The sequence below is a fragment of the Grimontia sp. THUN1695 genome (genome assembly GCF_059704325.2).
This window is the reverse complement of sequence record NZ_AP046577.1, coordinates 2,087,294-2,099,369: the sequence shown is the minus strand read 5'-3', so window position 1 is coordinate 2,099,369 and position 12,076 is coordinate 2,087,294. Positions and strand designations below refer to the sequence as shown.

Below are 12,076 nucleotides of genomic sequence, written 5' to 3'. Positions count from 1 at the left end.
TTATTCCCGGTGGTAAGGGTGATTTGCCGTGATACTCCAGGCGCGATAGAGGCTTTCAGCCATCACCACACGAACCAGCGGGTGAGGGAGTGTCAATGGCGACAGGGACCAACTTTGGTCAGCAGCGGCTTTGCATGCCGGCGCCAGCCCCTCAGGGCCCCCAATCAGAATAGACACGTCGCGACCATCCAATTTCCAGCTTTCCAGCTGTTCTGCCAGTTGCTCGGTATCCCAGCGCTTGCCCGGAATATCCAGCGTAATGATGCGGTTGCCTTTGGGAATGGCGGCCAACATGGCTTCCCCTTCTTTTTGCAGGATGCGTGGAATATCGGCATTTTTTCCACGTTTGCCTGCGGGGATTTCAACCAGTTCCAATGGCATGTCTTTCGGGAAGCGGCGACTGTATTCTTTGTAGCCTTCCTCTACCCATTTTGGCATTTTTGTGCCAACCGCAATCAGTTGTAACTTCATCGTGTCAGTTCCACAGCTTTTCTAGCTGGTACAACTGACGCTGCTCTTCTTGCATGATATGCAGCATCACATCGCCAAGATCCAGCACTACCCATTCGCCTTCGTTTTCGCCTTCCATGCCCAGCGTATGTATATTGGCAGCACGGGCTTCATCGGCGACATGCTCTGCGATGGAGGAAACATGGCGCTTGGAATTGCCTGTGCAAAGCACCATAAAATCGGTAATGCTGCTTTTGTCGCGGACATCCAGTGTGACGATGTCCATGGCTTTCATATCATCTGCTTTATCGACAACAAAGTGTTGAAGTTGTTCCGGAAGCAATGTGTTCCCCTTATCGGTGTTTGGTACCTTACTCTGCAAACAAATGCAGGATAAACCTCAAAATTATACCATTGGTCATGGCGAAAGAAATCAAGCACAGTCTAGGTTTGACGCATCCCTGACAGGTATTTATGGCGCCAAATGGACAGGATGACCGCACATGTCGAGACAAAACGCTGACAGCGCAGGCCAGGGCTGGCTGTCAAAGTCAGTTTTCACCATGACCTCTATCTCGGCAAGGCGTTGTAGCAGGTGCATCAAGGTTGGTTGCGTCAGCCGGTGTAGGGCTGCAGTCATCACCGGACGGCGTGCTTGCCAGACCCTGAAATGATCAAAAATCTTACCCAGCCCCATACCGGATGCCCCGAACTCCTGCATTTTGCAAAGCTGGACCAGCTCTTTTTGGATCACCCGCAGCAGGAGGGTGATTTCCACGCCTTCCGCTTCAAGCTGCCGTAGGATACGCACGGCACGTTTAGCTTTGCCCTCAACCAGTGCGTCAGTTAACTGGAACGGCGTGTAGTGATTGTGGCGGGAAAGCGCCTCCTGGAGTCGCAGTAACGTCAATTCGCCGTCCGGGTAGAGGAGTTGGAGTTTCATCAGGCTTTGCGAAAGGGCCAGCAGGTTGCCTTCGTGCCATTGCGCCAGCAGCATCACAGATTCGTGATCGGGATGCAGGCCAAGGCGGTGACAACGGTTCTCAATAAAATGGGGCAATTGACGCGAGTCCGGCGTATTGCAGGGCACATACAGGCCAGTTTGCTGGAAGGCAGTAAACCACTTTGTTGACTCTTGCTTCTTGTTCAGGCGCGGGCCATCCAGTATCAGCACCAAATCTGGGTGAAGCAGACGTTGTAATTCTTTAAGCGCAGTGGCCTGCGTGGTGGTCAGCGGGTTTTCCGGTAATGTCAGGATGATCACCTGGCGGCTGGCAAACAGGCTCAGAGCCTGACAAACGTCATACACGTCCTGCCAGTTCAGCTGGTTGTCAACCACAAAGCGGTGTTTTTCATCGAATCCCTGTTTTTGGGCGGTGTCAATAATGGCCTGCTTGGACTCTTCTTTCAGCAACGGTTCATTGCCAAAAATCAGGTAGGTTTGATACAGCCCCTGTGAAAGGCGCTGTGTCAGTTGTTCCGGGTAAATCCTCATTGCGGTGCTTCTTCACCGCCGGTGGTAAAACTCGACAAGGGCTTACCTTTTCTTTCGTCATCTTTCCCGTCAAAACGGGTTTCGACACTGATCGCTGACTTGTCGCTTTCTACGCCCTGATAAAGCTCACGCAATGCTTTTTCTTCGGCTTCCTTACGTTCGAAGTTCTCAATGTGTGCAGTCAGGCGGGCAAGCTGTCGCATGATTTGTTTCGTGGCTTCCACACGCATTTCCTGTGCCAGCATTTCCTCCTCGACTGACTTAGCCAGGGCCGTCAGTGGGTTGTCGAGGTAAGTACGACTCAGTGACGTTGAAAAGTTATAGCTGCCTTTTTCCGGTACTGTCACAGAATAGCTGACAGTATAAGCAAATTGCTTTTCTGCCACACGGCTGTTCTGGTAAAGCGACAGGGTGTTTTCACCATAGCTTTCGCTTTTTAGGTGCAGGTTGGCGATCGACTGGGCTGGCGGAATGACATCAATGTCATGAAGACGCAGTTGGGTCTTCATTTCCCGGGTGAGCTTACCGTACCTGTCGAAGCTGGTGACGGACAGTTTTTGGATTTCGTCTGGCAGGTTGTAACTACCGCGAAGATGGAATCCGCAAGACGCGGTGGCCAATGCGGCCACCACGACAAGCAGGGTTCGGAGAGAGCGAAACATCGATTTCACCGAATACTCCCTGTGTTAGTTTGCAACGATATTAACCAGTTTACCCGGCACGTAGACCACTTTACGGATGGTTTTGCCTTCCGTGAACTTCACGACATGCTCGTCATTTTGAGCCATCGCTTCAACGTCCTCTTTGGCTGCATCAGCAGCTACAGTGATTTTCGCGCGAAGTTTGCCGTTCACCTGAACGATAATCAGCTTCTCGTCTTCCACCATCGCTTCTTTGTCTGCTACCGGCCATTCGGTATTGTCAATGTCGGTCTGGCCCAGTGCCGTCCACAATTCGGTACTGATGTGCGGTGTGATTGGGTACAGCATGACTACAATGGCTTTCAGCGCTTCATCCAGGATAGCGCGATCAGTTTCTGTGTCCTGAGGCGCTTTGGTCAGGCGGTTCATCAGCTCCATCACTGCGGCAATCGCGGTGTTGAAGGTCTGACGGCGGCCGATATCATCGCTTACTTTGGCAATCGTTTTGTGTACTTCACGGCGCAGTGTCTTCTGGTCAGCATTGAGTGCTGTTGTATCCAACGCAGAAACATCACCTTTTGATGTGTGCTCGTAAACCAGCTTCCAGACACGTTTCAGGAAGCGGTTTGCCCCTTCCACACCGGACTCTTGCCACTCCAGGGTCATGTCCGCCGGAGAGGCAAACATCATAAACAGGCGCACAGTGTCGGCACCGTATTTATCCACCATCTCCTGCGGGTCGATACCGTTGTTTTTCGACTTAGACATCTTGGTCATACCGGCATGAACCAGTTCATGACCTTCACTGTCGACAGCTTTGGTGATGCGGCCTTTCTCATCACGCTCAACGGTCACCTCGGTGGGAGAAACCCATACCTTCGCGCCTTTGTCGTTGTTGTAGTAGTACGCATCAGCCAGCACCATGCCCTGACACAGCAGGCGTTTGAATGGCTCGTCGCTGTTGACCATGCCTGCGTCGCGCAGCAGTTTGTGGAAGAAACGTGAGTACAGCAGGTGCATCACAGCGTGCTCGATACCACCGATATACTGGTCAACCGGCAGCCAGTAGTTTGCTGCGTCTGAGTCCAGCATTTTATCTGCTTTTGGCGAGCAGTAGCGCGCGTAGTACCAGCTTGACTCCATAAAGGTGTCAAAGGTGTCAGTTTCACGCAGTGCAGGTTGGCCCTTGTAAGTGGTCTCAGCCCACGTTTTGTCCGCTTTGATCGGGCTGATCACGCCATCCATCACCACATCTTCTGGCAGGATCACCGGAAGCTGGTCTGTCGGTACCGGATGCACTTCACCGTCTTCGGTAGTCACCATTGGGATTGGCGTGCCCCAGTAACGCTGGCGGGAAACACCCCAGTCACGCAGACGGAAATTCACGGTCTTGCGACCTTTGCCTTCTGCTTCCAGCTTTCCGGCAATCGCGTCAAACGCCTGTTCGAAATTCAGGCCATCAAATTCACCAGAGTTGAACAGCACACCTTTCTCGGTGTAAGCCGCTTCAGAAATATCCGGCGCATTGCCGTCCGCATCCAGGATGACCGCTTCGATACCCAAGCCATATTTGGTGGCAAACTCGAAGTCGCGCTGGTCATGCCCCGGTACCGCCATAACGGCACCTGTGCCGTAATCCATCAGGACGAAGTTGGCGATGAAGATAGGCACTTCGCGGCCATTAAGAGGGTGGATTGCCTTAAGGCCAGTATCCATACCCTTTTTCTCCATGGTTGCCAGCTCTGCTTCAGCAACTTTGGTGTTTTTACATTCGTCGATAAACGCTGCCAGCACAGGGTTGTTTTGCGCAGCTTTGGTCGCCAGAGGGTGACCGGCTGCGATGCCCACGTAGGTCACACCCATCAGGGTGTCAGGGCGGGTGGTGTAGACGTCCAGATCGTTTTCGCCAGGCACCTGGAATTTCAGCTCAACACCTTCAGAGCGGCCAATCCAGTTGCGCTGCATGGTTTTCACCTGCTCAGGCCAGCCATCCAGTTTATCCAGATCGTCCAGCAACTCCTGCGCATAAGCAGTGATCTTGATAAACCACTGCGGGATCTCTTTTTGCTCTACCGGGGTATCACAGCGCCAGCAGCAGCCGTCTTCGACCTGCTCGTTTGCCAGTACGGTCTGGTCATTTGGGCACCAGTTGACGGAAGACGTTTTCTTGTAAACCAGGCCTTTTTCGTACAGCTTGGTGAAAAACTCCTGCTCCCAGCGATAGTATTCTGGCGTACAGGTCGCAAACTCGCGATCCCAGTCATAGCCGAAGCCCAGCAGTTTGAGCTGGTTCTTCATGTATTCGATGTTTTCGTAAGTCCAGGGCGCCGGTGCGGTTTTGTTTTTTACTGCGGCGTTTTCTGCCGGCAAGCCAAACGCATCCCAGCCAATCGGCTGCATCACGTTTTTCCCTTGCAGGCGCTGGTAGCGGGAAATTACATCACCGATGGTGTAGTTGCGCACGTGACCCATGTGCAGACGACCACTTGGGTACGGGAACATGGAAAGGCAATAAAACTTTTCTTTGCTTGGGTCTTCTTTCACCACGAAGGTTTTGTTGTTGTCCCAATTGGCCTGAACTTTAGGCTCAATGTCTTGTGGACGATATTGTTCTTGCATCGATGACATCCGGGAATTTGTGAGATAGGTATAAAATGAACCAAAATAATCGACATAGAATAACTAAAGGTAGAAGACGCAACAACCGTTGAATGCAGAGGTGGCCTATGTCAAAGCAAAAAGCAGAGTACAAGGTGCTGATCGAACGGATCAGCGAAGCACTAAAGCACAGCCCGGAAGCGCTCCAACGTTGGCTGGATGTGTCCGAACGGTATGTAAAAGCGGCGTCAGACATGACAAAGGATGAATTGGCACTGATTGAAGCCTATTTCCAGCGTGATGTGCAGGAGTTTGGCAATCGCTACAGTGGGCAGGAAGCGCACAACGGCGAAGATGGCCTGTTTCGGGACCTGATCGCCAATACCCTCTGGGAGCAATTGGCGGAGATCACTGACAAAACCCAGCTGGAGTGGCGCGAAGTGCTGCAGGATATCCAGCACCACGGCGTCTACAGCGCCGGGGAAGTGGTTGGCCTAGGCATCCTGGTTTGCGAGAAATGCGGAAACCAGACCGAACATACCCATGTGGATGTGCTGACACCCTGCATCAAATGCGGCCACAAGCAGTTTAGCCGTAAGCCGTTTCCTGCATAGATTGTCGTAAAGGGGGATGCAGGTATTATAGGACCCAGGACCCAGGACCCAGGACCCAGGACCCAGGACCCGCTTTCCCTAATTCCCCAATGGTTCGATATTGAATTTCTGCCCAGCAAGTGCAGCTTCGACCATCAAACCGCCTTTGGCCTGAGTGAAGATGGCTATCCCATTGATGTAATAGGCTTTTGATTGGGTATTGCTGGCACTGGCCGAGGTGCCTGTGGTGCCTACGTGCGCCGCCGCGCCTTCTGTCAGGGCTGTGGCTGATGCCTGTGCCCCCAGCTCAAAGCGCCCGGACAAAAAGTTATCGAAAGTGCGCTTATCTTCGAAAAATAGAATTTCGCTGAATGCCTGTCCCCCAAATGTCAGGCCGACAGAAACCTGAATCAGCTCCGCCTGAGCTACTGTCTGTTTTCCCCGATACACTAACCCATTGCCGTAAGCGCCACCGATCCAGAATCCGCCTTTGCCCACGGATGGAAACACTGCGTAGCCGTATGCATTTTCGAAGAAGGGTTTTACCTGCGCATAGCGATTAAAGTTTGCCAGAGCGGCCCGGGCATCTGCGAACAGCTTGGCATCCTGTTCAGCGTGAGTGAAAGGGGTAAACAGGGATACGATAAGGATAACAACAGAAGATACGATTCGGGCGACGGCACGCATAAGACTCTCCATAGCAAAATCAAACAAAATCAGGTCTGGGGAATGGCTCCCCAGACCTGATTAAGACATGACCATATGGCGCTTGTACACTCTTATTATTGCGACGCAGCGACACTTGTTGTGTTTTGACGCCGGGTTAACACAACCAGCACAAACCCTGACAAAACAATCCAGAGGTAAAGCGGCCAGTCACCAAAACGGGTATAGGGTGTTTGCCCTGACGTAGTCGGTACATTCGTACGCAGAACCTGAGTTTCAAACTGCGGAATTTGTGCAATCAGGTTGCCCTGATACCCAATAGCGGCAGTTAAGCCCGTATTGGTGGCACGGAGCACGGGTTTGCCGTTCTCCAGCGCACGCATGCGGGCAATTTCCAAGTGCTGGTGCGGGCCGATTGAGGTGCCAAACCAGGTGTCATTGGATAGCGTCAGGATAAAATCGGATGTCTCGGTGAGGCTGTTACGCACCTGATCGTTAAAGGCAATCTCATAGCAAATTGCCGGTGCAAGCTGGTAACCCTTGGCATGGATGTTGGGCTGGGTGTATTCCCCGCGGCTGAACGATGACATCGGCAGGTTAAACAAGGGCGCGAGCGGGCGCAGAATATCCGCAAACGGCACAAACTCACCAAAGACCAAAAGGTGGTGCTTGCTATAGCGCTGCGCAGCCGGGTAGGTATAGCCGCTTTCGCCATTGTCACCCAGAGTGATCACATTGTTGTAGAACTGCCCATCCGCATTCTGGTCGAGTACGCCGGTAATAACCGCGGTACCGTTGTGGGTGGCTGCGGCATCCAGACGTGCCAGAAAGTCGGGTAAATCGCGCTCTAGCGCAGGGATGGCCGCTTCTGGCCAGATCACAATATCAGCCCCCCAATTCTGGCGTGTCATATCTTGATAAGCCAACAGGGTTGGCCAGCGTTGGCTGGGCAGCCATTTGAGTTCCTGTGGCACATTGCCCTGAACCATGGCGATATCTGCCTGCTTGCCTGTTTCTTGTACCCAGGGGACAAACGAAGACATTATGCTAACCAGTGCAACAGCCAGTACAGGCAGCAGCGCCTTGGCGTTTCGGTTAATCAGGGTGATAGCAATAGAGCCTGCAATAATCATCAGCGCCAGCGTAATGCCTTGCACGCCGAACATAGGGGCCAGCGGTGCCAGCGGCCCGTCTATCTGGCTGTAACCCGGCCACAGCCAGGGAAAGCCAGTCAGGAACCAGCCGCGGAACCAGTCAATCAGCAGCCAGAGTGAGGGGGCCAGTAACAGGTAAGCGGGAGCGAGTGGGAGCGTGATCCTGCGCATCACATAGGCAAACAGCGCCGGAAAGAGTGCGAGATACAGCACCAATAGGCCAATCAATGCCAGTCCGACAGCGGTGGGTAAGCCACCGAATTTTTCGATAACCACATACACCCAGCTGACGCCGGTGCCAAATTGGCCAAGACCCCAGCTCAGGCCGATAAAACCGGCGCGTTTGGATGACTGCCCATGAATGAGCAGGAGCAGTGCCACCAGAGAGACCGGCATTGCCGGCCAGAATGAATATGGCGCGAATGCCAGGGTGGCAAGCGCACCAGAAAAAGCGGCCCCAAAGATCCGCATGAATGCTTGGGGCCGCTTATCTGTTTCGATGTTTAGCATTTGACGTTTAAGCCATTTCCTCTGCAGTCGTATCTGGAATAGTAACCTGCAACTGGATGATGCGTCGACTGTCTGCTGCGGTGACTTTGAAATGGAAGTTGTCGATGTCCACTTCTTCGCCACGTCCCGGTAGATGACCAAAGCTGGTCATGACCAGACCGCCAATGGTATCAATGTCGTCATCACGGAACTGGGAACCGAATTTCTCATTGAAGTCCTCCAGCGTGGTCAGCGCTTTCACCGCAAAAGTGTGTTTGCTGAGCTGGCGGATCTCCTGCTCTTCTTCGTCGTCGTATTCGTCTTCGATATCGCCAACGATTTCCTCAAGGATATCTTCAATGGTTACCACGCCAGACACGCCGCCGAATTCGTCGACAACAATCGCCATGTGGTAGCGCTCTTCCTGAAATTCTTTCAGGAGCCGGTCAACACGCTTGCTCTCCGGTACAACCACGGCTGGGCGGATTACTTTGTCGATATCGAACGGTTCGCTGTCAGGCATCAGGTAGCGCAGCAAGTCTTTTGCCAGCAATATGCCTTCTACATGGTCTTTGTCATCGCTGATCACCGGATAGCGGGAATGCTGGGCGTCATTGATAATAGTGATGATTTTTTCAAGAGGCTGTGAGCGCTCAATGGTCACCATCTGCGAACGCGGAATCATGATGTCTCGAATACGCATTTCAGAAATCTGCATAACGCCTTCGAGCATATCCCGTGTATCGTGGTCGATCAGATCGTTCTGCTCCGAGTCACGGAATACATCTACCAGTTCCTGACGATCTTTCGGCTCACCCTGAAAAATCTGTCCTAAACGTTCGAAGAAGGTCTTTCTACTCGGACCTTCAGAGCTTTGTGAGTTGTCTTCGTTCATTGTCTCATTATTTACAACGTTGATATTAGATGAAGTCCGCCGCGTAAGGGTTATCAAATCCCAGCGCGTTCATGATAGAGATCTCAAGGGATTCCATCTCTTCGGCTTCTTCATCGTTAATATGGTCATAACCTAGCAGATGGAGACTGCCGTGTACAACCATGTGTGCCCAGTGGGCGAAGAGATCTTTGTTCTGTTCTTTGGCTTCTTTTTCGACCACCTGACGACAGATGACCAGATCACCGAGCAGATCCAATTCAATTCCCGGTGGTGCATCAAACGGAAACGACAGCACATTCGTCGGTTTGTCTTTTCCCCGGTAGTCGCGGTTAAGAGACTGACTCTCATCTTCGTCTACCAGGCGAATCGTCACTTCCGCCTGTTCGCGGAATGATTGCACCGCCTGTTCAAACCACTGCTGGAACTGCGCGTCAGTTGGCAGATTATCAGTGTTTTGTGTTGCAATTTGAAGGTCAACAAAATAGTGCATTTACGATTGCTTCTCTTCTGACAGTGGCGCAGCATTTAGTGCCGCTTCGCGTTCCTGGCGACGGCGCTCTTCCGCTTGTTTACGTGCACGGGCATCTTCCGCTTCCCATGCGTCATAGGCCTGCACAATACGTGCAACCACAGGGTGGCGAACCACATCATCAGCCTGGAAGAAGTTGAAGCTGATTTCGTTGACATCTGCTAACACTTCAATCGCATGGCGAAGGCCTGATCTGACGTTACGCGGCAAGTCAATCTGCGTCACGTCACCGGTGATCACCGCGCGGCTGTTGAAACCGATACGGGTGAGGAACATTTTCATTTGTTCCACAGTGGTATTCTGGCTCTCATCAAGAATAATGAATGCATCATTTAAGGTACGGCCACGCATATAAGCGAGCGGTGCCACTTCAATCACGTTGCGCTCAATCAGCTTTTCTACGCGTTCAAAGCCGAGCATTTCAAACAAGGCATCGTACAGTGGACGCAGGTAAGGGTCGACTTTCTGGCTGAGATCGCCAGGCAGGAAACCCAGTTTCTCACCAGCTTCAACCGCAGGGCGGGTCAGCAGGATACGGCGGATTTCCTGACGTTCCAGAGCATCAACGGCGGCGGCCACGGCCAGGTAGGTTTTACCTGTACCGGCAGGGCCAATCCCGAAGGTAATGTCATGGGTGACCATATTGGCGATATATTGCGCCTGATTTGGCGTACGTGGTTTGATCACCCCTTTTTTGGTTTTGATATTGATCTCTTTACCATACGGGATCGATGACTCGATATTCTGCTCAAGTACACCACTTTCTTTGATTGCCAGATGTACCTGCTCAGGTTCAAGATCAACAAAACGGCCTTTGACCGGTGCAGTTTCCACATACAGACGCTTGAGAATGTCGATGGCTGCCGTGGCAGTGTGAGGTCTGCCAACCACAGAAAAGTGGTGGCTACGGTGATTGATTTCGACACCTAAACGGCGCTCAAGCTGTTTGATGTTGTCATCGAATGGGCCGCAGAGGCTGGCCAGGCGTGTGTTATCAACTGGTTCCAGTGATACTTCTAACGTAATGACTTTATTCAATGCTTCCTCGCAATGGTTATCGGCGTCTGTATAGGACGCCGATAACAGTGATTACCCCGCTTTCGCAGGGCTTGGGATGGCTTATTGGCCTCCGGGTATTTACGGAGTATACACGCCTACGCCAAGATCATCTTCTTTGCGTGTCTTCGCCATCATTTCCGCAGGCGATACCGCCACGCGCAGGTTCATGTCTTTTTCTGTACGTACTAGCTCGCCACGCAGGGAGTTTGGCAGTACTTCTGTGATTTTTACATCAACAAACTGTCCGATCAAATCAACAGCGCCTTCAAAGTTCACTACGCGGTTATTTTCGGTACGGCCACGCAGTTCCATCAGGTTTTTCTTCGATGGGCCTTCCACCAGAATACGCTGTTCGGTACCCAGCATCTGGCGCGAGTAGATCATCGCCTGGGCGTTGATTTGCTGTTGCAGCTCATACAAGCGCTCTTTTTTCACCTGCTCAGGGGTGTCATCCGGCATGTCTGCCGCTGGCGTTCCCGGACGCGGTGAATAGATAAAGCTGAAACTCATGTCAAAATTCACGTCACGGATAAGCTTCATGGTCGCTTCGAAATCGGCGTCAGTTTCACCCGGGAAACCCACAATGAAGTCAGAGCTGATTGCAATGCCAGGACGCGCTTCACGTAGCTTGCGGATCTTCGATTTATATTCGATCGCCGTGTGTGGACGTTTCATCATGGTCAGGATGCGGTCTGAGCCGCTCTGAACAGGCAGGTGCAGGAAGCTCACCACTTCCGGGGTGTCTTTGTACACCTCAATGATGTCATCGGTGAATTCAATGGGGTGGCTGGTGGTGTAGCGGATACGGTCGATGCCGTCGATAGCCGCGACATAGCGCAGCAGTTCTGCGAACGAGCAAATCTCACCATCGTGCATTTCACCACGGTAAGCGTTAACGTTCTGGCCCAGCAGGTTAACTTCACGTACGCCTTGCTCAGCCAGTTGCGCAATTTCATACAGCACGTCATCCAATGGGCGGCTGACTTCTTCACCACGGGTGTAAGGCACCACGCAGAAGGTACAGTATTTCGAGCAACCTTCCATGATAGAAACGAAGGCGGTTGGCCCTTCTGCGCGAGGTTCTGGCAGACGGTCGAACTTCTCGATTTCCGGGAAGGAGATATCCATCACCGGTGCATCGTCCTGCTGGGACTGTTTGATCATCTCTGGCAGACGATGCAAAGTTTGTGGGCCGAAAATGACATCAACATACGGCGCACGTTCACGGATGTGGTCGCCTTCCTGTGTTGCCACGCAACCGCCAACACCGATCACCAGGCCTGGCTTCTGATCCTTGAGGTTTTTCCAGCGGCCCAGCTGGTGGAACACTTTCTCCTGGGCTTTTTCACGGATAGAACAGGTGTTGAGAAGCAGCACATCTGCTTCTTCAGGATCCTCGGTCAGCTCGTAGCCGCCGGTCGCATTGAGCAGATCTGCCATTTTTGATGAATCGTATTCGTTCATCTGGCAGCCCCAGGTTTTGATCAGCAGTTTCTTAGCCATGTAA

12 protein-coding genes are annotated in these 12,076 nt (G+C 52.3%); 1 reads left to right on the top strand and 11 read right to left on the bottom strand.

Annotation, left to right across the window (positions count from 1 at the left end):
- The 5 genes from rlmH to leuS all read right to left on the bottom strand — a co-directional run bounded on the left by rlmH (position 1) and on the right by leuS (position 5,205).
- Complete coding sequence (gene rlmH / locus AC6IB1_RS13100; protein WP_005503670.1) at positions 1-471, bottom strand: 23S rRNA (pseudouridine(1915)-N(3))-methyltransferase RlmH; 471 nt, start codon at positions 469-471, stop codon at positions 1-3.
- Between the two features lie 4 nt (positions 472-475).
- Positions 476-793, bottom strand: a complete 318-nt coding sequence (gene rsfS, locus AC6IB1_RS13095) for a ribosome silencing factor (RefSeq protein WP_040528546.1) — start codon at positions 791-793, stop codon at positions 476-478.
- A gap of 129 nt (positions 794-922) precedes the next feature.
- Complete coding sequence (holA, locus tag AC6IB1_RS13090) at positions 923-1,945, bottom strand: DNA polymerase III subunit delta (protein WP_275873626.1); 1,023 nt, start codon at positions 1,943-1,945, stop codon at positions 923-925.
- Complete coding sequence (locus AC6IB1_RS13085) at positions 1,942-2,616, bottom strand: LPS-assembly lipoprotein LptE (RefSeq protein WP_188009374.1); 675 nt, start codon at positions 2,614-2,616, stop codon at positions 1,942-1,944. Before AC6IB1_RS13085 ends, holA begins: the two co-directional genes overlap by 4 nt.
- A 15-nt stretch (positions 2,617-2,631) precedes the next feature.
- Positions 2,632-5,205: a leucine--tRNA ligase gene (leuS, locus tag AC6IB1_RS13080; protein WP_497567021.1), complete on the bottom strand. Its 2,574-nt coding sequence runs from the start codon at positions 5,203-5,205 to the stop codon at positions 2,632-2,634.
- A gap of 107 nt (positions 5,206-5,312) precedes the next feature.
- On the opposite strand from leuS, the gene AC6IB1_RS13075 reads away from it, so the two are divergent.
- A complete protein-coding gene (locus AC6IB1_RS13075; protein ID WP_497567020.1) occupies positions 5,313-5,798 on the top strand; it encodes a zinc ribbon-containing protein in 486 nt (161 codons plus the stop codon).
- 78 nt (positions 5,799-5,876) lie between these two features.
- Here the strand turns inward: AC6IB1_RS13075 and AC6IB1_RS13070 are convergent, their stop codons facing one another.
- From AC6IB1_RS13070 to miaB, 6 genes are all read right to left on the bottom strand, one after another.
- On the bottom strand, positions 5,877-6,464 hold the full coding sequence (locus AC6IB1_RS13070; protein WP_497567019.1) for a lipid-binding SYLF domain-containing protein: 588 nt from the start codon (positions 6,462-6,464) through the stop codon (positions 5,877-5,879).
- Between the two features lie 95 nt (positions 6,465-6,559).
- On the bottom strand, positions 6,560-8,107 hold the full coding sequence (gene lnt, locus AC6IB1_RS13065) for an apolipoprotein N-acyltransferase (protein ID WP_497567018.1): 1,548 nt from the start codon (positions 8,105-8,107) through the stop codon (positions 6,560-6,562).
- A 7-nt stretch (positions 8,108-8,114) separates the two neighbouring features.
- Positions 8,115-8,981: a CNNM family magnesium/cobalt transport protein CorC gene (gene corC / locus AC6IB1_RS13060; RefSeq protein ID WP_497567017.1), complete on the bottom strand. Its 867-nt coding sequence runs from the start codon at positions 8,979-8,981 to the stop codon at positions 8,115-8,117.
- Positions 8,982-9,006: 25 nt separating this feature from the next.
- Complete coding sequence (ybeY, locus tag AC6IB1_RS13055; protein WP_497567016.1) at positions 9,007-9,471, bottom strand: rRNA maturation RNase YbeY; 465 nt, start codon at positions 9,469-9,471, stop codon at positions 9,007-9,009.
- Positions 9,472-10,548, bottom strand: coding sequence for a PhoH family protein (locus tag AC6IB1_RS13050; protein ID WP_497567015.1), 1,077 nt, complete (start codon positions 10,546-10,548; stop codon positions 9,472-9,474).
- 99 nt (positions 10,549-10,647) lie between these two features.
- Positions 10,648-12,072 carry a tRNA (N6-isopentenyl adenosine(37)-C2)-methylthiotransferase MiaB gene (miaB, locus tag AC6IB1_RS13045; RefSeq protein WP_005503653.1) on the bottom strand — a complete coding sequence of 475 codons (1,425 nt, stop codon included), beginning with the start codon at positions 12,070-12,072 and terminating at the stop codon, positions 10,648-10,650.
- Positions 12,073-12,076: the final 4 nt, after the last annotated feature.

Bases quoted from the DNA above. Each gene is read 5' to 3' on its own strand.
- leuS (WP_497567021.1), bottom strand. From the start codon at position 5,205: ATGCAAGAACAATATCGTCCACAAGACATTGAGCCTAAAGTTCAGGCC.
- holA (WP_275873626.1), bottom strand. From the start codon at position 1,945: ATGAGGATTTACCCGGAACAACTGACACAGCGCCTTTCACAGGGGCTG.
- AC6IB1_RS13075 (WP_497567020.1), top strand. From the start codon at position 5,313: ATGTCAAAGCAAAAAGCAGAGTACAAGGTGCTGATCGAACGGATCAGC.
- miaB (WP_005503653.1), bottom strand. From the start codon at position 12,072: ATGGCTAAGAAACTGCTGATCAAAACCTGGGGCTGCCAGATGAACGAA.
- rlmH (WP_005503670.1), bottom strand. From the start codon at position 471: ATGAAGTTACAACTGATTGCGGTTGGCACAAAAATGCCAAAATGGGTA.
- ybeY (WP_497567016.1), bottom strand. From the start codon at position 9,471: ATGCACTATTTTGTTGACCTTCAAATTGCAACACAAAACACTGATAAT.
- AC6IB1_RS13070 (WP_497567019.1), bottom strand. From the start codon at position 6,464: ATGCGTGCCGTCGCCCGAATCGTATCTTCTGTTGTTATCCTTATCGTA.
- lnt (WP_497567018.1), bottom strand. From the start codon at position 8,107: ATGCTAAACATCGAAACAGATAAGCGGCCCCAAGCATTCATGCGGATC.
- corC (WP_497567017.1), bottom strand. From the start codon at position 8,981: ATGAACGAAGACAACTCACAAAGCTCTGAAGGTCCGAGTAGAAAGACC.